Source organism: Saccharopolyspora hirsuta (assembly GCF_008630535.1).
GTDB classification, from domain to species: domain Bacteria; phylum Actinomycetota; class Actinomycetes; order Mycobacteriales; family Pseudonocardiaceae; genus Saccharopolyspora; species Saccharopolyspora hirsuta.
Window position 1 is genome coordinate 145,896 of record NZ_VWPH01000016.1, and the last position, 19,983, is coordinate 165,878.

Below are 19,983 nucleotides of genomic sequence, written 5' to 3' on the forward strand. Positions count from 1 at the left end.
CCTGCTCCCCTCATGGTGCGGCGACGGCCACCTGGCCGATCGCGCCGAGCTTCCAGCCCGCTCCGGTGCGGACGAGCCGCGCCTCGATGCGGTCGACCTTGCGCCCCGGCGGCGCCCCCTCCCGGGAGATCTCGACCTCCACCGAGGCGATGACCACCGCGGTCCCGGCCACCTCGTCCAGTTCGGTCACCGCCGCGTCCAGCACCCCCGCCCCGGTGGCCGCCGCCGTCCCGGCGAGCCGTCGCACGGCGTCCCCGCGCTGCCGCGCGAGATCGTCGTGCAGCGCACCGGTCGAGATCGCCAACCAGCGGTCGAAACCCTCCTCGGCACGCCGGGAATCGAGCGTGTTGAACGCCACCACCGCCTGCTCCCCCGCTCTCAGCGCGTCGTCCCGCGCCACCTCCCGGGCTCGGGACGAGGCCCACCACGCCCATCCCGCCGTCGCGGCGAACACCGCCGACAGCACGACCAGAGCGGTGGCCACGACCACCGGCCAGCGGCTCGTCCACAGTGGAGCTCTCATCGCGGCACCGGCACGTTCTGCGATCCCCGCACACCGGTCGGGTCGCCGTAGGGCAAGGTGCAGGCGGCGTCGAGGTTCAGCGGCGCTCCCGGCGAGACGTCGAGCCCGTCGCGGTAAGGCGTGCCCTCGTATCCGCTGTTGCAGGGCGGCGGGTCGAAGAAGGTCAACGACAGGCCGAAGTGCGCGCCGCCGGGGCGCACCGCCGACTCCCCGGCCGCGACCGCTCGCGGCCCCATCACCAGCAGCTGGCGCAACCCGGACCGGCGGATCTCGACCACGTCCGCGGTGGTCAGCAGGTTCGCCATCAGCACGCCCATCCGGGGGCCGGTGTCCCGCAGCACCGAGCTGACCTCCCGAGCGGCTGGCGGGATCGCGGTGATCAGGCCGCGGATGTCGCCGTCGGAACGGCGCACCTGACCGGCCAGCAGCCGGGCCTGCGCGCCGAAGTCCCGGATCGCGTCGGCGTGTTCCAGCTGGGTGCGCAGCACCACCTCGGCGTCGCCGATCAGGCTGGTGGTCTGCGGCACGTGGTCGGTGGCGGCCCGGACGAACTCGATGCCGTTGTCCAGCAGCCCCTCCAGGTGCGGCCCCGCCCCGGAGGTCGCCTCGTGCAGTTCGTCGACGACGGTGCGCAGTTCCTCCCGGGGCACGGAGGACACGAAGGAGTCCAGGTTGGCCAGCACCGAGTCCACCGGCAGCGGGATGGCGGTGTCGCTCTCCTCGATCACCGACCCCTCCCGCAGCACCGGGCCCGAGGGGCGGCGCGGGCGCAGGTCGACGTACTGCTCCCCCGCCGCCGACCGGTTGGCCACCACCGCCTCGGTGTCGGCCGGGACCGACGTGCCGGATTCGAGGAGCAGATCGGCTTCCACCCCGGTGGCGGTCAGCCGCAGCTGCCCGACCCGGCCGACCGGCACCCCCCGGTAGGTGACCTCGGCGTTGGTGAAGATGCCGCCGGACTTGGCGAACCGGGCGCGCACCGTGTAGCCGTCGTCGCGCACCAGCTCGTGCAGCCCCGCGTAGTTCGCGCCCACGTAGCTGACGCCGAGCAGGGCGATCACCAGGAACAGCGTGACCTGCCTGCGGACGACCCCGCTCAGCATCAGCCGCCACCTCCCCCGGTCGTGCGGGCGTCGAAGTTCAGGTAGGAGTTGAGGTAGTCGCCCCGGACGGCGTTGAGCGCCTCGTCGGGGAACGGGAAGGTCAGCAGCGTCTGCATCGCCTCCGGCAGCGCCGCACCGGATTCGGCGAGCCGGCGCAGCGTCGGTTCCAGGGCGCGCAGGTCGGCGACCAGGTCGTCCTTGCCCCGGTTGACGGTGTCCACGGTGACGTCGCTGAGCTCGGCCAGCGACTTGAGCAGGCCCACCAGCGCCTCCCGCTGCTGCGACAGCGCCGCCACGCCCGGGGGCAGATCGGTGAGCGCGGTGCGGATCAGCGGTTCCTCCCCGTCCAATGTGGCGGAGAGCCGGTTGACGCCGTCCAGCGCCCGGGTGATCTCGGCGCGGTGCTCGTCGAGCCCGCCGATGAAGGTGTCGAGGTTGCCCAGCAGTTCCCGAGCCGCGGTCTCGTTGCCGCCCAAAGCGTCGTTGAGCTCCTGGGTGATGTTCTGGATCTGGCCGATTCCGCCGCCGTTGAGCAGCAGGGACAGCGCACCGAAGACCTCCTCGACCTCCGGGCTGCGGTCGGTGCGGTCGGCGGCGATGCGCGCCCCGTCGGCGAGCTCGCCCCGCGGCGACTCCAGCTCCGGCGGCGCCAGCTCCACGAACTTCTCGCCGAGCAGGCTGGACTGGCGCAGCCGCGCGACGGCGTTGGCGGGCAGCTGGACGTCACCGTTGAGCACCAGGCCGACCAGCGCGGTGCGCCCGTCCGGCGCCAGCTCGATGCGCTCGACCTTGCCGACCGCGACGTCGGCGACCTTGACGCTGGACTGCGGCACGAGGTCGAGCACGTCGGGGAAGGCAACGGTGACCCGGTAGCCGTGGCTGCCGACGTCGGGGCCGCCCGGCAGCGGGACGTCGTAGAGCCCGTTGTGCCCGCAGCCAGCTGCGATCAGCAGCACCAGCACCGCTACCACCGCTCGCAACCGCCGCATCAGCGCTGCCCTCCCGCGCTCGGCAGCGGCAGGACCGGGCCCTGCGCCGCGAACTCCAGCAGGTTGCCGCGCGCCTCGATGAGCCCGGTCCGCGGGTTGTAGGCCTCGACCACGTTGGTCAGCGCGTTCGGCGCGGTGTCCAGCGCTTCGGCCACCGACTGCTTCTGGTCGGCCAGGATCCGGCTGATCGCCGCGAGCTTGTCCACGTTGGAGTGGATCCGGCCCCGGTTGTCCCGGATGAAGTCGCGCACCGCGGTCACCGCGTCGTCGAGCTCGGCCAGCGCGGCGCCGAGGTCGTCGCGGTCGGCGGCCAGCACCTCGGTGATCGAGGACAGCTGTTCCAGCGCGTGCCCCGCCTGCTCGTCGTTGGCGGCCAGCACCGCGGTGAAGGCGCTGAGCTCGTCCACCGTGGTGAACAGATCTCCCTTGGAGTCGTTGAGGGTCCGGGCCAGGTCGCCGAGCTGGCGGATGCTCTCGCCCAGCGGAGCGCCGTTCCCGGCCAGCGTCCGGGCGCTCTGCCGCAGCAGTTCGCTCACCGCGCCGTCGGCGTTGGCGCCCTCCGGGCCCAGCGCGGTGGTGAGCTGGTCGAGACTGGTGAACAGCTGGTCCAGCTCCACCGGGGTCGCGGTTCGGCTCACCGGGATCTGGGCGCCGTCGGGCAGTTCCGGGCCCCCGGTGCGGACGGAGGCGAGCTGGACGTAGCGGTCGGCGACGACGCTCGGCGTGACGATCAGCGCGGTGGCCTCGGCCGGTACTGGCACGTCGGCGTCCACCGTCATCGTCACCGCCACGTGATCACCGCGCGGGACCACCGAGTCCACGGTGCCCACGGTCACGCCCAGGACCCGGACGTCGGACTGCGGGTAGATGCCGACCGCGCTGGTGAAGTGCGCGGTGATCCGCTTGCCGCCGCTGCCCGCCAGCGCGAACCAGCCCGCGCCGGCCAGCAACGCGGCCACCGCGATCGCGATCCACCACTTCCGCCCGCGCATCAGCGACCTCCTGCTCTCGGCGGGGTGCAGCTCCCGGAGGGGCTGGGGACCAGCCCGCAGATGTAGGTGTCGACCCAGCGGCCGTTGCCGACGGCGTTGCCGATCATCCGGTAGAACGGCCCGGCCCGGACCAGGCTCTCGGTCAGCCTGTCCTGGTTGCGCTGCAGCACGGTGCTGACCCGCTCCAGCTGGTCGAGGGCGGGCCCCAGGGTCCGCTGGTTGTCGGCCACCAGTCCCTTGAGCTCCACGGCCAGGTTCCGGGTGCCGGTGAACAGCTTGCCGATGGCCTCGCGGCGGGCGTTGAGCTCGGTGAGCAGCCGGTCGCCGTCGCGGATCAGCGACTCGAAGGCCGCGCTGCGGTCGCCCAGCGTCGTGCTGATCCGCGCGGTGTTGTTCAGCAGGTTCGTCAGCTCCTCGTCACGGGAGGCCAGCGTGTGCGACAGCGCGGAGAGGCCGTCGAACGCCGCCCGGACGTCCTGCGGCGTCGAGGCGCTCAAGGTCGCCGACAGGGTGCGGAAGCTCTCCGCGAGCTGGGCGGTGTCGATGGCACCGGCCGCCTCGGCCAGGTCGCCGAAGGCGTCGTTGACGTCGTACGGCGAGGTGGTGCGCTCGCGCGGAATGACCTCGTCCGGGTCGAGCTCGGCCGAACCGACCGGGTCGAGCACCAGGTTCTTCTGCCCCAGCAACGTCTTGATCCTGATGGCGGCGCTGGTGCGGTCGCCCAGCCAGACGTCCTCGACGCGGAAGGCGACCCGCACCCGGTCCCCGGCCAGCGCCACGTCGCGGACCTCGCCGACCTTCACCCCGGCCACCCGCACCTCGTCGCCCGGTTTGAGCCCGGCGGCCTCGTCGAACTCGGCCGCGTAGGTGGTGCCACCGCCGATGACCGGCAGCTCGTCGGAGAAGTAGGTGCCCAGCCCCAGCAGGGTCATCAGCAGCGCGCCGACGATGCCGACGGCGACCGGGTCGCGTTGCCGGAACGACTTCACCGCAGGCACCTCGCTTGCTCGACGGGACGCCCGACCGGCGGGCCGCCCGGGGCGGGCGCGGCGTCGGAGGACACCGAGCACAGGTAGAAGTTCAGCCACGACCCGTAGGAGGCGATCCGGCCCAGCCGCTCGTACTTGACCGGCAGGTTGTGCAGGAACCGCTCGAAGGTCGGGGTGTTGTCGGCCAGGCCCTTCGCCAGGTCCCCGAGGGCGACGATGTCCTGGCGCAGCGGCTCGCGCCCCTCGGCCAGCAGCGCGGCCGTGCTGGAGCTGAGCTCGCCCAGACCGCCGATCGCCTCGCCGATCGGCTCGGCGTCGGCCGCCAGGCCCCGCACCAGCTGCTGGGTGGTGGTCACCAGGGTGCCCAGCTGGTCGCCCTTGCCGTTGATGGTGTCCAGCACCCGGTTGAGGTTGGCCACGACCTCGCCGATCACCCGATCCCGGTCGGCCAACGCGGACGTCAGCGACGCGGTGTGCCGCAGCACGCTGTCGACGGTGCCGCCTTCGCCTTGCAGCACCTGCACGATCTCGAAGGACAGCTGGTTGACGTCCTGCGGGGACAGCGCCTGGAACAGCGGTTTGAAGCCGTTGAACATCGCGGTCAGGTCCACCGCCGGGCGGGTGCGCTCCAGCGGGATGCGGCCGCCGGGCGGCAGGACGCCGTCCACCGGTCGCGGCCCCTGGTCCAGCGCCAGGTAGCGCTGGCCCACCACGTTGCGGAAGCGGATCGCGGCGGTGACGTGCCGCGACAGCTGGCGGCGCGCGTCGACCGCGAAGGTGACCTCCGCGAACCGGCGGTCGGCGACCTCGACCTCGGTGACCTCGCCGATGCGCACCCCGGCCATCCGCACGTCGTCACCGGGGTTCAGCGACGTCGCGTCGGTGAACCTGGCGGTGTAGGTGGCCTGGTCGCCGATGCCGCGGTTGGCGATGGTCACCGCCAGCACCGAGGTGGCCAGCACCGTCACCACCAGGAACACCGCACCTTTGACCAGCGGTCCGAGCAGTCCTCTCATCGCGGTCGCACCTCCGGTCCGCGCAGCAGCGGGCCGACCAGCAACGTGCCCCAGTCCGGCACGTGCGCGGGCGGGACGCCCGGCGCCACCAGATCGGTGACGAGTCGCCGTTCCTGCGGCGAGTTCGCCGCAGGCACCCCGCCCGCGGGGCCGCTACCGGGCGGGTAGCACTCCGGGCCGCCGGCGGCGTCGTAGACCGGGTCGTCGCGGCCCGGCAGGTACTTGCCCCGGGCGGGCTGGGCGGTCAGGTTCACGTGCAGACCGGGCTCGCCGGTGCCCTTGCCGAGCACCCGCTCCATCCGCGGGGTGAAGCGGTTGACCGCGTCGAACAGGCACGGGAACTCCGGGGAGTACTCGCCGAGCAGCTCCAGAGCGGGGCGGCTGGACTCGGCGAGCCCGGTGAACTCGTCGCCGTGCTCCCGGACGAACCCGGTGAGCTCGTCGGAGGCGGCGGTGCCGTCGCGGTACAGCGCGGCCAAGTCCGCCCGCTGCTCGTCGATCGTGCGACCGGTCACCGACAGGTCGGCCAGCGCCCGCAGGATGTCGGGCGCGGCGGTGTCGTAGACACCGGACACGTCGGCCAGCGCGCTGATGTCCGAGCGCAGCTGCGGCAGCAGCGGATTGGCCTGGTGCAGCAGGTCGTTGAGCCTGCGCACGCTGTCGCCCAGCGGTTCGCCCCGGCCGTCGAGGGCCAGCGACACCGACCCCAGGGAGGCCGCCAGCTTCTCCGGTTGCACCGCGCGCAGCAGCGGCAGCGCGTTGCTCAGCACCCGTTCCAGCTCGATGGCGTTCTCCGAGCGGTCCTGCTCGATGACGTCGCCGTCGGACAGCGGTCGGCGGGCCGGTTCGGCGGGCAGCACCAGGTCGACGTAGCGCTCGCCGAACAGGGTCTTCGGCACCAGCCGGGCGGAGACGTTGCGCGGCAGCTGGTGCAGGGTCGCCGGGTCCATCGCCAGCTCCAGCTCGGCGCCGCCGCCGCGGGTGCGCACCGCCCGGACGGTGCCGAAGGGCACGCCGCGCACCTTGACCTCGGCGTTGGGTTCCAACTGGTTGCCGATCCGGTCAGTGCGCAGCGTCACCAGGCTCACCTGGACGAACCGCTTGTCGTAGACCGCGACCGCCAGCCACAGCACCAGCGCCATGATCACCAGCAGCGCGATTCCGGCCAGCTGCGTGCGAATCCGGCTCATCCGGCCACCTTCACCGTCGTGTTCGCACCCCAGATCGCCAGGCTCAGCAGCAGATCCAGCACGCTGATGAGCACGATCGAGGTGCGCACCGCGCGGCCGACGGCCACCCCGACCCCGGCCGGGCCGCCGCGGGCGCGGTACCCGTAGAAGCAGTGCGCGAGGATCACCGCGACGCTGAAGACCAGCACCTTGCCGAACGACCAGAGCACGTCCTCGGGCGGCAGGAACAGCGAGAAGTAGTGGTCGTAGGTGCCGCCGGACTGCCCGAAGAACCACACGGTGACCTGCCGCGAGGCCACGTAGGAGGTCAGCAGGCCGATGACGTACAGCGGGACCACCGCGACGAACCCGGCCACGATCCGCGTCGTCACCAGGTACGGCAGGCTGCGCACCGCCATCACCTCCAGCGCGTCGATCTCCTCGGAGATCCGCATCGCCCCCAGCTGCGCGGTGAAACCGGCGCCGACGGTGGCCGACAGCGCCAGCCCGGCCACCAGCGGCGCGATCTCGCGGGTGTTGAAGTAGGCGGTCATGAACCCGGTGAGGGTGGAGATGCCGATCTGGTTGAGCGCGCTGAAGCCCTGCAACCCCACCGTGACGCCGGTGAACACGCACATGCCGAGGATCACGCCGATGGTGCCGCCGATGACGGCCAGCGCCCCGCTGCCGAAGGTGACCTCGGCCAGCAGCCGCACCACCTCCCGGAAGTGGCGGCGCACCGCAAGCGGCGCGGCGCTCAGCGCCCGCAGGTAGAACAGCAGCTGGTCGCCGAGTCCGAACAGGAGGTCGCCGGGCCGGCGCAGGGCGAGCCGGGCGCGCTGACGGATGGTGGTCACGTCTCACGTCCCCTTCGCCGGTACGAGTTGCAGGTACAGCGCGGTGATCACGGTGTTGACGAAGAACAGCAGCAGGAAGGTGATCACCACCGACTGGTTCACCACGTCGCCGACGCCCTTCGCCCCGCCTCGGGGATTCATGCCCCGGTAGGCGGCCACGACCCCGGCCGAGAAGCCGAACACCAGCGCCTTGAACGTCGAGACCCACAGGTCGGGCAGCTGCGCGAGCGCGTTGAAGCTGGCCAGGTAGGCGCCCGGGGTGCCGCCCTGCACGACCACGTTGAAGAAGTAGCCACCGGCCACGCCCACGACGCTGACCAGACCGTTGAGCAGCACCGCGGCCAGCATCGCCGCCAGCACCCGCGGCACGACCAGCCGCTGCACCGGGGAGACGCCGAGCACCTCCATCGCGGCGATCTCCTCGCGGATGGTGCGCGAACCGAGGTCGGCGCAGATCGCCGAGCCGCCCGCACCGGCGACGACCAGCGTGGTGACGATCGGGCTGGCCTGCTGCACGACCGCCAGCACGCTGGCCGCGCCGTTGAACGACTTCGCGCCGATCTGGGCCGTCAACGTGCCCAGCTGCAGCGAGATCACCGCGCCGAACGGGATCGCCACCAGGATCGCCGGGGTGATGGACACGCTGGCCAGCAGCCAGAACTGCTGGACGAACTCGCGGAACTGGAACGGTCGCCGCACCAGCAGCACCGCCACGTCCAGGCCGAGCGCGAACATGCGGCCGAACTCGCGCACCGCCGCCGTCGCGCGCGCCGCGACAACTCCGGTCATCGGTGATCACGCCCCTTCCGGCGGGCAGTTCTGGTCCCGGAAGCAGCGCAGCACCAGGTTGGTGCGCAAGGTGTTGCCGGGTCCGGAGATCAGGCCGGTCAGCAGCGGGTCGAGGTCCTCGGTCGCGCCGCACCCGGTGAACGGGGGGATGTCGTAGGTGGTCTCGACCGGCGTCGGCGGCACGCCCTGGGGGTCGTTGCGGAAGATCAGCTTGCCCTGGATGCGGATCGCCGCCGGGCTCGCGGTCCGGCAGTCCGGCCCGACGTCCAGCGGGATGCCGTCGACGGCGACCGCGCGCAGCGCGATGGTCACCGGGATGGTGGTGTCGACCTCGCCGACGACATCACCGTCGACGAACTGGATGTTCTTGAGGTTGCCGGTGGTCCCGCCGCCCTGCACCAGTTCGACGGTGCTGGTCACCGGCGCGAAGCCGAAGGTGACGAAGTAGCCCTCTGCCGCGGGCAGCTGCACCGTCCCGGTGATCGGGTAGGGCGCCTGGAGCACCGCCCTGGCGTCGAACCGGCCCCGGCCGATCGACAGCTCCGAGCCGAGCTTGGCGATCCGGGTGACCGAGTCGTCGATCCAGTACGACACCGGCAGCCCGGCGGGCGCGGCGGGCGCGGGCAGCGGTTCGGGGTCCGCTCCCGGCCCGGCCGCGCCCGCCACCGGCACCTCGGCGAGCACTGCGGGCGCTGCGGCCCCGGGGTCGCAGGCCACGCCGGATGCCGGTTCGCGGAGGCTCAGAGCGGCGGTCACGCCGTGCAGTTCGAAGCTCACGTCACCCTGCGCGGTGACTTCGGGCGAGTCCGCGCGGGCCTCGACCCGGAGGCCGCCGACCGCGGGCAGGGCGGTCTCGGCCAGGGGCACGGGTCCGGTGGACAGGTCGTGCACCTGACCTCCGGTGCGCGCGGCCAACCGGATGGTGACGGCGCCACCGATTCGGCTGATCCCGTTGTCCCGCAACGCGTTCACCAGTTCCGGGGCGAGCTCCAGCACGGCGGTCAGACCGGTGGCGCGCACCGGCCGCCCGCGCGGCACCGAGGTCGGGAAGGTCGCCGCCACCACCGCCGGAACCCGCTCCGCCCCGTGCGGGAAGGCGCACTCGGTCGTGGTGCCGCGCGACACCGGCTCGGCAGTCGCCACGACCCCGCTCGCACCGGCCGCGGTCACGATGGCGGCGGTGGCGAAGGCGGCGGCGCGCGGCACGACCGAACTCGGAGTCCACATCAGACCGAATGTCCCCTCGACGGGAGAGTTCCTGAATTCGCCGCGGTTTTCCGACGGCGCGACGGGACGTTACCGACCTCTCGAGAACGGCGACAAGGAGGAATCCGCCCCGCTGCGGGGATTTGTCATCCGCATGACTGCCCGCACCGGGACGGCACGTTCGCGGAGCACAACTCCGCCTCCGCACCGCACCGGTTCGCGCACCCCGGTGCTAAGAACCCGTCGGCGAACTGCGACGCGGATGACTAGTACCGGCATCGCCCGCTCCGCAACACTGCCCGGGGCAGCAGCGAACCTCCCCTCATCGCCCGGTGGCCGCGAGAAGGCGCCCGGCACCGATCGGAAGGCATCGCCTGCGCCGCAATGCCACCGAGCCCGTTCCCCCGGGGCACCGCCGCGCAAGCCGAGTCGGAACGAGCTCACCGGAACCGCGGACCGAAGGAGTCGAACATGCGGCGGGTTCTCGCAGCTGCGGCAGCACTGGCCATCCTCTGCGGTGCGGAGACGCCCGCGCTGGCCGGTGCTCCGCCGCGCGCTGGCGCACCCTGTTCAGCCACCGACGAGGAGATCTACGCGCCTCCGGCGCAGCTTCCGGGCCGACCGGGCGACGTGCTCGCCTGCACCCCGGCGCAGTTCCCGAAGATCCCAGGCGAGATACCGATGCGCGCCTGGAAGGTGCAGTACCAGTCGACCGACGTGCGCGGAGCCCCGGTCGCGGTGTCGGGCATGGTCGCCGTCCCGGAAGCCGCCTGGCCCGGCCCCGGGCCTCGCCCGGTGGTGGCGTTCAACCCCGGAACCGTCGGGCTGGGTCCGCAGTGCGCGTACTCCAAGCAGATGTCGGGGGCCTACGACGACGCCTACGAGCTCGACCAGCTGGCCGCCGCCCTCCAGGCCGGATACGCCGTGGTGGCCACGGACGGGGTCGGCTACCTCGACGGCCAGCAGCACACCTACATGGTCGGGCACAACGCCGGGCACGCCCTGCTCGACTCGCTGCGAGCCGCTTCGCGGCTGCCCGGATCCGGCATCGACCCAGCAGCGCCCGCGGCGTTGTGGGGTTACTCGGAGGGCGGCCAGGCGGCGTTGTGGGCGACCCAGCTCGCCGCGTCCTACGCACCGGAACTCCCGCTGGTCGGCACCGCCGCGGGCGGGGTTCCCGGCGACCTGCGCATGGTCGGCAACGAGCTCAACGGCAGCCGGTTCGCCGGGTTCGCCGCCGCCGCGCTGGTCGGGTTCCACGCCGGGTACCCCGAGATGCCGTTCGACGAGCTGCTCAACGACGACGGCCGGGAGGCGGTGGCCAGGCTCGGCGCCAGCTGCCTGGTGGACACCATCTTCGGCTTCTCCGGCGAACGCGTGGAGGACTACACGCTGGACGGGCTCACCATCGACGAGATCTACGCCCTGCCCGGACCGGACGGCACCACCTGGGGACAGCTGGCCGACCGGCACCGGCTCGGCGACGGCATCGGCACGCCGGGATCCGGTGCGCGCTACGAGATCGCGATCCCGGTCATGCAGTACCGGGGCGCCGACGAGCAGATCATCCCGGTGCTGACCGAGGAGCGGACCCGCGACGCCTACTGCCGCGCGGGGGTGCCGACCCGGTGGAAGCCCGACGTCGACGGCGACCACCTGATCGCCGCCAAGGCCGCGATCCCCGACGTGCTGGCGTTCTTCGCCGACCGGTTCGCCGCGAAGCCACCCGCTGACGACTGCTGAGCGGACCGGGGAGCCGCCCGGGTTCCCCGGCCCCGATCGACCCGCTGGTGGTGATCGCGTGCTCGACCCGCCGTCCTCGACGCCCGTCGGCTACGACTCGCTGACCGCGCCGGCCCACGCCGACGCCGGCCGGGCTCGGCGGTTGTGGGAACTGCTGCCCAGCGGCCTGGCCGGGGTGTTCCGGCCCAAGGTCGCCGACGTCACCGGCGAGGTGGTGCGCGAGATCCAGCAGTCGTTGCCGGAGTACACCGGTCGGCTGGAGGGCGAGTTCGGCAGCACCGTCGCGCTCGGCGTGCAGCAGGCCATCCACCACTTCCTGGACCGGCTGGGCAACCCGGCCCAGGGCCACGAGGACCGCAGCCGGGTGTTCTACCAGCTCGGCAGGCACGAGATGCAGCAGGGCCGCAGCCTGGACATGCTGCAGCGGGCCTACCGGGTCGGTGCTCGGATCGCCTGGCGGCGCACCTCGTCGGTCGGCATCCGGGCAGGCATCCCGGTCAGCACCCTGTGCCTGCTCGCCGAGGCGATCTTCGCCTACATCGACGAGCTCTCGGCGCTGTCGATAGCGGGTTACACCGCCGCGCAGGCCGAAGCCACCGGGACGCTGCAACGCAGGCGGCGCCGACTGCTCGACCTGATCCTCGCCAGCCCGCCCAGCGCACCGCACGTGCTGGCCGAGTGCGCCGAGAGCGCGCGCTGGCCGCTGCCGGACCGGGTGGTGGCGGTGGCGCTGGAACCGGTGGAGGACGACGCGGCGGTCCCCGCACTCGGTGACGGGGTGCTGGTGAACTTCGAGGACGCGGCCCCGTGCCTGGTCGCACCGCACCGCAGTCCCGTGCTCGCGCAAGGGGTTCCGGGGTGGCACGCCGCGGTCGGACCGGCGACGCAGATCCGCCACGCCTCCGACTCGCTGCGCTGCGCGCGGCGCGCGTTGGACCTGGCCCGCCACGGCGTGCTGCCCTCGGCACCGGTGCTGCACTGCGACCAGCACCTGCTCGAACTGTGCCTGTTCGACGATCCGCTCCTGCTCGGCGAACTGGTCTCGGCGACCCTGGCACCGCTGGCACCGCTGGCGGCCAAGCAGCAGCGCAAGTTGTCGGAAACGTTGCTGGTGTGGCTGGAAGCGCGCGGGAACGTCCGCGAAGTCGCGCAGCGGTTGTCGCTGCACCCGCAGACCGTGCGCTCGCGGCTCCAGCAGCTGGAGGACTTGTTCGGTCCCCGGCTGCAAGATCCGCTGCACCGCTTCGACCTGATGCTCGCCCTGCGCGCGCGACGATCGACCGACTAGCGCCGCATCGCGTTCCGCACCAACGGGTTTCCGGCGGCCCCCACCGGAGCCAGGCGTTTCCGGGTCACCGGTTCAGCAGGCGTTCGGCGCGCAGCGACACCTCCAGGCTGAGGCGCTCATCAGGGTCGTTGAGGCGGTCGCCGAAAAGGCGCTCCAGCTGGTGCATCCGGTAGCGGATCGTCTGCGGGTGCACGCCGAGGCGTTCGGCGAGCTCCGGCGCGCTGCCCCGGGACTGCAACCAGGCGAGCAGCGTCTCGGTCAGCCGCGCTCGCTGCTTGACGGTCAGGCCGTCGAGCGGCGCGAGACTGCGCGCGCTGAGCTCGCGGATCAGGAACTCGTCGTTGAGCAGCCACAGCGTCGTGAGGTGGTCGGTGCAGCAGGTGACCGGCGCGCTGGGCAGGATCCCGCGCTGCACGAGCCCGATGACCCGGCGCGCCCAACGCAACGACAGGGCAGCCTCGCTGAGGCGCACGTGCGGGCCGATCGCCGCGCGCCAGCCGCGCAGTCCGCTCTCCAGCGCGGCAACGTCGGTGATCTGCCCGGCGACGAGCAGGCACGGCTCGGCCCCTTCGAGGTCGACGAGCACGTCCGCGTCGATCGAGGGCGTGCTGCGCGCGTGCTGGTCGGCGATCGGTTCCAGCGCGATCATCGTGACCCACTCCGGCAGCTTCCAGCGGGCGTTGTTGGCCAGGTCGGCCAGCGTCTGCGGGGATGCGGGAGGATCGGCCAGGATCAGCTCCAGCAGCCGCCGGCGGCGCCGCGCCATGGTGCCCGCAGCGCGCTCCTGCGCCTCGGCGTAGCCCTCTATCGACAGCGCGGAGAGCTCGTCGACGTAGGCGAAGATCGCCTCCGCGCAGGAGCACAGCACCTCGACCGGTGCTCCGTGCCGCTGGCCGAACTCCGCGATGTGGCGCCACGCGACCCGCCCGCCGACGCGGTAGGCGGTCTGCAGGCAGTCCAGGCTGCGTCCTTCGTGGAACTCCAGCTTGCCGCGCAGCCGGAAGACCTCCCGCCAATCCTCGTGCGAGCGGACGTCGTCGCGGATGTTCGACAGCGGGTAGAGGATCGCCTGCTCGATGGCCTGCGTGAAGTAGACGCCGAAAGCGCTGTTGAGCGGCTGGGCGTAGGCCGGGACCACCTGCTGGATCTCGCGCACCATGGCCTTGGCGAGCCTGCCGACGTAAGGCCGGAACCGCTCGGCGTACTCCTTGGGCAGCACCGACCAGAGCCTCCTGGCGCGACCGACCGCGCTCTGCTCGCCTTCGATGGCGGTGCGCACCTGCGGTGCGCCCCGGGGTGGATCGCCGCGCCGGACGCGCGGTGTCCGATCTCGGCTCGCGCGCGGGCTGAACCGGGTGTCGCTGGTACCGACGTCGAACGTCATCGTTTCCCCTACGTCACAGAATCAACGGCACATGCAATCACCACGCAACACCGCTTTGTGACCCCGGAAACATAATTTCGCCGCGCAGGCCGTGTCAACACGACCCATTTCATATTCACCAAAGCAAACGCTCCCCGGCGCCGTTCGGGTGAATCACGCGGAAATTAACAACAATTTTCGCCCCCGATTCGCGCGCCCCGGCCGAAAGTTGTCACGCCCGCACCATCCGGACCGGTCGGTATGCCACCCGAAGCGCGGGACCCCCGGTCAAATCTGACACCCTTTCATGTTTAAGCATAAACTACCCGCCTTCACCACCGGCGCCGGTCGCCCCAGCGCGGCCCGCACCAGTCACCACGACGCGGGGCACCGCACCAACGATTCGTCCGCCCGTGACAATTTCCCGAGAACGCGGCGAAACATGCGCAACGGGATCGACGCGGCCTTGCCACCGCTGTTCACGCCGCACTAATCTCCTCCGGCACCAGGGCATTCGGATTCGCCGAAACGAATTCCGGCCACTCCCCCTTTCACCGGCCACTCCCCGATCGGGCCGGAAAAAGCACGCCCGGAATCGGCCCTGCGCATTCCCCGAGCACGACGAGGAGACGACAATGCCAGTCACCGCGAAGTCCGTCCGCGCGACCGCCGCCGTCCTGGCGGCCGCCGGAATCGCCTCGCTGACCGCGGTCGGCACCGGCTCGGCACTGGCCGAACCGGACACCGCGAGCGACCCGCGCGGTCAGGTGACCAAGGAGGTCAGCTTCACCTGCGAGTTCCCGATGGTCGGCGCTCGCCCGACGAAGGCCGTGGTGAACGCGACCTTCCCGGACGCGGGCAAGGTCGGCGAGGCCATCAACGTCACCGATTTCAAGGTGGACGTGGTGATCGACGCGCAGACAGCCGACGCGCTTCGCCTGGTCGGCGGGGCCAGCGTGGAGGGTTCCGCCTCGACCGGGGTCGACCTCAAGGTCAACGGCACCGACCTGGGCGTCACCCTCAACGGCCTGAGCATCCCGTCGACCCCGGTCCCGGAGAGCGGGGAGCTCAGCACCACCATCACCGGACCGGTGCCGGGCCTGACGATCCACCAGCCCGGCGAGGTCACCTTCGCCGTGGGCAGCACCTTCCTCGGCAAGATCACGCCGAAGCAGGCCGACGGCAGCGAGACCGAGCTCGGCACCTTCGACCTGCCGTGCACCCTCGACGAGGGCCAGGACCCGGCGCTGGCCGCGGTGCCGGTGCAGTGACCCCCTCCGGTGGCTGGCCCCCGCGCCAGCCACCGCACCCCGTCGCAGCCCGGCAAGTGCTGCTCCTCCCCCTTCCCAGCGCCGACCTGCCGCTCGGCGTTTTTCCCCGATACCAGGAGATCCGGACATGGTGCGAATTCAACGTCGCTGGAAGACCGCCGGTACCGCCGCGCTCGGCACCGCCGCAGCGCTGGTGGGCACGCTGCTCGGTCCCGGCAGCGCGGCGGCGGCCATCGACCTGAGCTACGAGGTCAGCGGCACCGCGCACGTGGTGAAGATGAACGCCGACATCCCCGTCGAAGGCGTCATCGATGTCCAGCTGAGCCCGACCGGCGAGTTCACCGGCAAGTTCCGCCAGACCAACGTGCCGAGGGTGAAGTTCAAGGCCTTCGGTGCATTCGACAGCGAGGTCGACGTGGAGTTCTTCGAGGCCGCCCCGTCGCGCGGCAAGATCGAGAACGGGCAGGTCGACTTCGAGCTGCCGCTGCAGATCCGGCTGCAGAACGTCACCGCCCTGGGGGTGCCCATCGGCGGTGGCCCCGACTGCGTGCAGCAGCAGCCGCCCTCGCTGGTGCTGAAGTCCACGACGCCGTTCGTGCCCGCCGAGGGCGGCGAGCTGGCCAGCGCCCCCTACGAGCTCTCGGAGTGGTCGGAGGGCTGCGGCCCGCTGACCGGCTTGATCAACATGAACTCGACCGGACCGGACAACACCGCCGAGGTCAAGCTCACCCACGTCGGCTGACCCGGCACGACCGCTCGCCCCGGCGCGACCGCGCTGGGACGAGCTCCCCCCGGTGGCGGGCGGGGTCCGCGACGAGATGGCCCGCGTCGCCCGGCAGCGGCTCTTCCCAGCCGCCGCGAGGATTCCGGAACCAACAGGAGGTGCTGCGATGGCCGAGCGCGCCGAGCGGCTCACCGCGGTCGTCACGGGACTGCTGCTGGCGCTCACCCCGGTCCTGGCGCTGTCCGGTGACGCGGTCGTCGAACCAGTGGCCGCCGCAGCGCCCGGACCAGAACCGGTGCCCGGCGATCCCGGTGCCACCGGGCGGCTTCCGGTCAGCACCCGGTTCGACTTCGCGCACGTCGGGGCCGAGGAGTCCCGCCGCACCGACGCCGCGCCGGCGGCCCGGCCGACCGGGCGGGGCGTTCCCGGCATCGTGCTGGAGGCCTACCAGCAGGCCGCGCAGGACCTGGCGCGGACCCGGCCCGGCTGCGGGCTGCACTGGTCGGTGCTGGCCGGGATCGGCCAGGTCGAGTCCGGCCACGCCCGTTCCGGCCGGGTCTCGGCCAACGGCACCACCACGTCGCCGATCCTGGGCCCGGTGCTCAACGGCGCACCCGGCGTCGCGGCCATCACCGACACCGACCGGGGCGCGCTCGACGGCGACCGCACCTGGGACCGGGCCGTCGGGCCGATGCAGTTCATCCCCACCACCTGGCGCCGCCACGGCGCCGACGGCAACGGCGACGGAATCCCGGACCCGCACAACGTCTTCGACGCCGCACTGACGGCGGGCCGCTACCTGTGCGCCGCCGGAACCGACCTGCGACGGCGAAACCACCTGGCTGCGGCGGTCTTCCGCTACAACCACTCCGATTCCTACGTGCGCACCGTTCTCGCCTACGCCGACGCCTACGCCGACGGGAGGGCCCTGCGGCCGATCGTGCTCGCCGACCCGCCGCCCCCGTTGCCGCCACCGCCGACGACGGCACCACCGGTCGAACCACCGCAGACCACGCCCCCACCACCGTCGACAACACCGCCACCAACGACTTCCGAGCCTCCGCCGACCAGCGGAACACCGCCCACCACAGAACCTCCGCCCACCACAGAACCTCCGCCCACCAGCGGAACACCACCCACCACAGAACCTCCGCCCACCAGCGGGACACCAACGACTACCAGTCCGCCTCCCACGACCTAGCCCACCTCGCGAACGCAGTTCAGGTGAAACGAATACCGCACGAGCAATTTCGGCTCCCGGGGCCGCAGACGGGGAAGCGGACGGAAAGAGGCCGCACCGGGGGAATCACGAGCACTCGTTCCGCACTTCGCGCGTTTCCGGTCGAACGTGCGCTCACGCGCCTTGCCCGGGCAGTTCGGCGAGACGGCGTTCCAGCTCGGTCACCGCGTCCTCGAACGCCGCGTTGACCCGCTCTTCGTCGCCGGTGGTGATCAGGTCGACCAACAGGCCTCGCACGGCCGCGAGCACCGATGTCGCGATCGGCTGCGCGCTCGTTCGCGGGCAGCCGCGGAGGACCAGGCCGTCCGCGATCAGCTGGGTTCGCTGCCGCATCGAGGATGCGACAGCTTTCCGCAGCACGGGGTCGCCGTACACCGCCTGGGCGATGATCGCGGCGAAAAGCTTGATGTGGCGGCGTCCCTCCGCCCCGGTCGCTCGGCGCCAGACCTCGCGCAGCGGATCCGGGTGGTCCAGCGGCAGGTCGGGAACGGCCAGCGTCTCGGCCAGCACGCCCTCGACGATCTCGGTGATCAGTTGTTCCTTGGTCGTGAAGTGGTGCACCAGGGTCGCGTGGCTGACCCCGACGGCCTGCGCGACCTTGCGCAGCGTCAGGTCTTCGAGCCCGTGGTCGAGCGCGTGCTCGGTGGCGGCGCGGAGCATTTCGCCGCGTCGGTGCACGTAGCGCAGCTTCCGGCCGTCGACACGTTCGGTCATGCCACCAGGCTAACGACCGGTCCGCGATGATTGATTGACCAGTTGGTAGAGCTAGTTTACGATCAGCCGCATCACCGCGTTCACCCGCTTCACTTCAGGCACGTCGCTCCACACCGGTCACCGCCTCGCGGATCAACCGGGACGACCGCACAGCTCGCGCAGCGAGCGGCCGGGACGCCCGGGAGGTCGGGGCGCGTCCCAGGAAGGACGGTTCCATGTTCGCAACGCGTGCTCCTGCAAGACCTTCACCGCTGCGCCGCTCACTGATCGTCAGCACGGCCGTGCTCGGACTGCTGGTGGGCAACACAGCGCTGGCGCAGTCGGCCGAGGCCTCGCCACCGCACGGGCCCGACCCGACAGAGGAGAGCATCACCGCCCCGCGGGGGCCGTTCGAGATCGATCAGAAGACCGTGTCGCGTGCCAGCGTCCGGGGCTTCGGGGGCGGGACCATCTACTACCCCACCGACACCTCCGAGGGCACCTTCTCCGCGGTGGCCATCGCCCCCGGCTACACCGCCGGGCAGGAAAGCCTGGCCTGGTTGGGCCCGCGGCTGGCCTCGCAAGGCTTCGTGGTGTTCACCATCGACACGCTCACCCGCTACGACCAGCCCGATTCCCGCAGCCGACAACTGCTGGCCGCGCTGGACCACCTCACCGACGACAGCGACGTGGCAGACCGCGTCGACCCGGCCCGGCGCGGCGTGATGGGACACTCGATGGGCGGTGGCGGCTCCCTGCAAGCCGCTCTGGACGACCCCGACCTCAAGGCCGCGATCCCGATGACTCCGTGGCACACCACCAAGGACTTCTCCGGCGTGCGCACCCCGACGCTGATCATCGGCGCGCAGAACGACACCGTCGCCCCGGTGTCCCAGCACGCCAAGCCGTTCTACGAGAGCCTGCCCGACGACCCGGGCAAGGCCTACCTGGAACTGGCCGGTGCCAGCCACTTCGCACCGAACGTGGACAACACCACCATCGCCAGGTACAGCATCGCCTGGTTGAAGCGGTTCCTCGACGACGACACCCGCTACGAGCAGTTCCTCTGCCCGCCGCCCCCGGATCCAGCCATCTCCGACCACCAGTCGACCTGCCCGTACTGACCCGCGGCCGGGAAGCCCAGCGGCGAGCGCGGTGGCACCACCCGGGACCGGGCAGCGCCACCGCGCTCGTCGACATGATCATGCTGTGCGGGCGCACCACCGCGGCGTTCCCCGGGCACATCGCCCCCGCACTGCGGAAGACCGGCACTCACACCGTCCGATGTGGATCCACCGGGGCGGGGAGCAGAGCGCTGCCGCAGCGCACCGCGACGCCCTCGGGAACTTCGCGTGACGGCCGCTCCCGCTCAGCGGGGCTGCTGGCCGTACCCGGCGAAGAGCTCCGCGCAGCGGGCCATTTCCTCGTCGCTGAGCAGGTTCGGGTCGCCGACCCGCTTCGCGGTCAACCAGAGCTCGCACAGCCACTCCAGCTGGCGGGCGCGGTTGTAGGCCTTCGGCAGCGAATCCGCGATCGTGACCGTGCCGTGGTTGCGCAGGATGCAGCCGGTTCGGTCGGTCAGCGCCTTCGACATCGACTTCGCCAGCTCGTCGCTGCCGAACGTCGCGTACTCGGCCACGCGCACCGGGCCGCCGAAGTCCGCCAGCTGGTAGTGCACCGCCGGAACGTCGTCGCGCAGCAACGACAACGCCGTCGCGTGCAACGAATGCGTGTGCACCACCGCACCCGCGTCGTGCTCGCGGTAGGCGGTGAGGTGCATCGGCAGTTCCGAGGTGGGCTTGAGCTCGCCCTCCACCACTTCGCCGTCGAGGTTCACCACGGGGATGTCGGCGACCTGCAGGTCGTCGTAGTCGACGCCGGACGGCGTCACCGCCACCAGATCACCGCAGCGGACCGACACGTTGCCGGACGTGCCGACCACCAGCCGGTCCGCCGTCATGCGCTGGGCGATGGCGATGACCTCGCTGCGCTGCGCGGCCAGTCGCGAACTGCTCACATCACACCTTC

The 19,983-nt window shown here is 71.7% G+C and carries 19 protein-coding genes; 6 read left to right on the plus strand and 13 right to left on the minus strand.

Annotation, left to right across the window (positions count from 1 at the left end; all coding sequences use genetic code 11):
• Positions 1-10: 10 nt before the first annotated feature.
• The 10 genes from F1721_RS29570 to F1721_RS29615 are packed head-to-tail and all read right to left on the minus strand — an operon-like array spanning position 11 to position 9,654.
• On the minus strand, positions 11-523 hold the full coding sequence (locus tag F1721_RS29570) for a hypothetical protein (protein ID WP_150070102.1): 513 nt from the start codon (positions 521-523) through the stop codon (positions 11-13).
• Positions 520-1,626: an MCE family protein gene (locus F1721_RS29575; protein ID WP_150070103.1), complete on the minus strand. Its 1,107-nt coding sequence runs from the start codon at positions 1,624-1,626 to the stop codon at positions 520-522. Before F1721_RS29575 ends, F1721_RS29570 begins: the two co-directional genes overlap by 4 nt.
• The gene (locus tag F1721_RS29580) at positions 1,626-2,615 is read right to left on the minus strand and encodes an MCE family protein (RefSeq protein WP_150070104.1); all 990 of its coding nucleotides are present in this window, start codon (positions 2,613-2,615) and stop codon (positions 1,626-1,628) included. The genes F1721_RS29575 and F1721_RS29580 overlap by 1 nt, the downstream gene beginning before the upstream one ends.
• Positions 2,615-3,607, minus strand: a complete 993-nt coding sequence (locus F1721_RS29585; protein WP_150070105.1) for an MCE family protein — start codon at positions 3,605-3,607, stop codon at positions 2,615-2,617. Before F1721_RS29585 ends, F1721_RS29580 begins: the two co-directional genes overlap by 1 nt.
• Entirely contained in the window at positions 3,607-4,596 is a 990-nt protein-coding gene (locus F1721_RS29590) for an MCE family protein (RefSeq protein WP_150070106.1), read from the minus strand. Before F1721_RS29590 ends, F1721_RS29585 begins: the two co-directional genes overlap by 1 nt.
• Complete coding sequence (locus tag F1721_RS29595) at positions 4,593-5,612, minus strand: MCE family protein (protein ID WP_150070107.1); 1,020 nt, start codon at positions 5,610-5,612, stop codon at positions 4,593-4,595. Before F1721_RS29595 ends, F1721_RS29590 begins: the two co-directional genes overlap by 4 nt.
• Positions 5,609-6,802: an MCE family protein gene (locus F1721_RS29600; protein WP_150070108.1), complete on the minus strand. Its 1,194-nt coding sequence runs from the start codon at positions 6,800-6,802 to the stop codon at positions 5,609-5,611. The genes F1721_RS29595 and F1721_RS29600 overlap by 4 nt, the downstream gene beginning before the upstream one ends.
• On the minus strand, positions 6,799-7,629 hold the full coding sequence (locus tag F1721_RS29605) for an MlaE family ABC transporter permease (protein WP_425474426.1): 831 nt from the start codon (positions 7,627-7,629) through the stop codon (positions 6,799-6,801). The genes F1721_RS29600 and F1721_RS29605 overlap by 4 nt, the downstream gene beginning before the upstream one ends.
• A 12-nt stretch (positions 7,630-7,641) precedes the next feature.
• Positions 7,642-8,427: an MlaE family ABC transporter permease gene (locus F1721_RS29610; protein WP_150070110.1), complete on the minus strand. Its 786-nt coding sequence runs from the start codon at positions 8,425-8,427 to the stop codon at positions 7,642-7,644.
• Positions 8,428-8,433: 6 nt separating this feature from the next.
• A complete protein-coding gene (locus tag F1721_RS29615; RefSeq protein WP_150070111.1) occupies positions 8,434-9,654 on the minus strand; it encodes a DUF6801 domain-containing protein in 1,221 nt (406 codons plus the stop codon).
• Between the two features lie 450 nt (positions 9,655-10,104).
• Here F1721_RS29615 and F1721_RS29620 point away from each other — a divergent pair, with 450 nt between their 5' ends.
• Both F1721_RS29620 and F1721_RS29625 read left to right on the plus strand, forming a co-directional pair.
• The gene (locus F1721_RS29620) at positions 10,105-11,376 is read left to right on the plus strand and encodes a lipase family protein (protein WP_150070112.1); all 1,272 of its coding nucleotides are present in this window, start codon (positions 10,105-10,107) and stop codon (positions 11,374-11,376) included.
• Positions 11,377-11,434: 58 nt separating this feature from the next.
• A complete protein-coding gene (locus F1721_RS29625; RefSeq protein WP_246155388.1) occupies positions 11,435-12,664 on the plus strand; it encodes a PucR family transcriptional regulator in 1,230 nt (409 codons plus the stop codon).
• Positions 12,665-12,728: 64 nt separating this feature from the next.
• Here the strand turns inward: F1721_RS29625 and F1721_RS29630 are convergent, their stop codons facing one another.
• Positions 12,729-14,048 carry a PucR-like N-terminal domain-containing protein gene (locus F1721_RS29630; RefSeq protein WP_150070113.1) on the minus strand — a complete coding sequence of 440 codons (1,320 nt, stop codon included), beginning with the start codon at positions 14,046-14,048 and terminating at the stop codon, positions 12,729-12,731.
• A 614-nt stretch (positions 14,049-14,662) separates the two neighbouring features.
• Here F1721_RS29630 and F1721_RS29635 point away from each other — a divergent pair.
• The 3 genes from F1721_RS29635 (at position 14,663) to F1721_RS29645 (ending at position 17,223) form a co-directional block, all read left to right on the plus strand.
• Complete coding sequence (locus F1721_RS29635; RefSeq protein ID WP_150070114.1) at positions 14,663-15,298, plus strand: DUF6801 domain-containing protein; 636 nt, start codon at positions 14,663-14,665, stop codon at positions 15,296-15,298.
• Between the two features lie 127 nt (positions 15,299-15,425).
• Positions 15,426-16,040: a hypothetical protein gene (locus F1721_RS29640; RefSeq protein ID WP_150070115.1), complete on the plus strand. Its 615-nt coding sequence runs from the start codon at positions 15,426-15,428 to the stop codon at positions 16,038-16,040.
• Between the two features lie 148 nt (positions 16,041-16,188).
• Positions 16,189-17,223, plus strand: a complete 1,035-nt coding sequence (locus F1721_RS29645) for a lytic transglycosylase domain-containing protein (protein ID WP_150070116.1) — start codon at positions 16,189-16,191, stop codon at positions 17,221-17,223.
• A 153-nt stretch (positions 17,224-17,376) separates the two neighbouring features.
• Here F1721_RS29645 and F1721_RS29650 read toward each other — a convergent pair whose 3' ends face one another.
• Positions 17,377-17,976, minus strand: a complete 600-nt coding sequence (locus F1721_RS29650; RefSeq protein ID WP_150070117.1) for a TetR/AcrR family transcriptional regulator — start codon at positions 17,974-17,976, stop codon at positions 17,377-17,379.
• A gap of 215 nt (positions 17,977-18,191) precedes the next feature.
• Here F1721_RS29650 and F1721_RS29655 point away from each other — a divergent pair, with 215 nt between their 5' ends.
• Entirely contained in the window at positions 18,192-19,079 is an 888-nt protein-coding gene (locus F1721_RS29655) for a poly(ethylene terephthalate) hydrolase family protein (RefSeq protein WP_150070118.1), read from the plus strand.
• Between the two features lie 245 nt (positions 19,080-19,324).
• On the opposite strand, the gene F1721_RS29660 is transcribed toward F1721_RS29655, so the two are convergent.
• Positions 19,325-19,972: a class II aldolase/adducin family protein gene (locus F1721_RS29660; RefSeq protein ID WP_150070119.1), complete on the minus strand. Its 648-nt coding sequence runs from the start codon at positions 19,970-19,972 to the stop codon at positions 19,325-19,327.
• Positions 19,973-19,983 lie beyond the last annotated feature (11 nt).

Coding starts and splice junctions, on each gene's coding strand:
- F1721_RS29585 (WP_150070105.1), bottom strand. CDS start 3,607: ATGCGCGGGCGGAAGTGGTGGATCGCGATCGCGGTGGCCGCGTTGCTG.
- F1721_RS29645 (WP_150070116.1), top strand. CDS start 16,189: ATGGCCGAGCGCGCCGAGCGGCTCACCGCGGTCGTCACGGGACTGCTG.
- F1721_RS29600 (WP_150070108.1), bottom strand. CDS start 6,802: ATGAGCCGGATTCGCACGCAGCTGGCCGGAATCGCGCTGCTGGTGATC.
- F1721_RS29635 (WP_150070114.1), top strand. CDS start 14,663: ATGCCAGTCACCGCGAAGTCCGTCCGCGCGACCGCCGCCGTCCTGGCG.
- F1721_RS29650 (WP_150070117.1), bottom strand. CDS start 17,976: ATGACCGAACGTGTCGACGGCCGGAAGCTGCGCTACGTGCACCGACGC.
- F1721_RS29575 (WP_150070103.1), bottom strand. CDS start 1,626: ATGCTGAGCGGGGTCGTCCGCAGGCAGGTCACGCTGTTCCTGGTGATC.
- F1721_RS29640 (WP_150070115.1), top strand. CDS start 15,426: ATGGTGCGAATTCAACGTCGCTGGAAGACCGCCGGTACCGCCGCGCTC.
- F1721_RS29615 (WP_150070111.1), bottom strand. CDS start 9,654: ATGTGGACTCCGAGTTCGGTCGTGCCGCGCGCCGCCGCCTTCGCCACC.
- F1721_RS29655 (WP_150070118.1), top strand. CDS start 18,192: ATGTTCGCAACGCGTGCTCCTGCAAGACCTTCACCGCTGCGCCGCTCA.
- F1721_RS29570 (WP_150070102.1), bottom strand. CDS start 523: ATGAGAGCTCCACTGTGGACGAGCCGCTGGCCGGTGGTCGTGGCCACC.
- F1721_RS29595 (WP_150070107.1), bottom strand. CDS start 5,612: ATGAGAGGACTGCTCGGACCGCTGGTCAAAGGTGCGGTGTTCCTGGTG.
- F1721_RS29630 (WP_150070113.1), bottom strand. CDS start 14,048: ATGACGTTCGACGTCGGTACCAGCGACACCCGGTTCAGCCCGCGCGCG.
- F1721_RS29620 (WP_150070112.1), top strand. CDS start 10,105: ATGCGGCGGGTTCTCGCAGCTGCGGCAGCACTGGCCATCCTCTGCGGT.
- F1721_RS29580 (WP_150070104.1), bottom strand. CDS start 2,615: ATGCGGCGGTTGCGAGCGGTGGTAGCGGTGCTGGTGCTGCTGATCGCA.
- F1721_RS29610 (WP_150070110.1), bottom strand. CDS start 8,427: ATGACCGGAGTTGTCGCGGCGCGCGCGACGGCGGCGGTGCGCGAGTTC.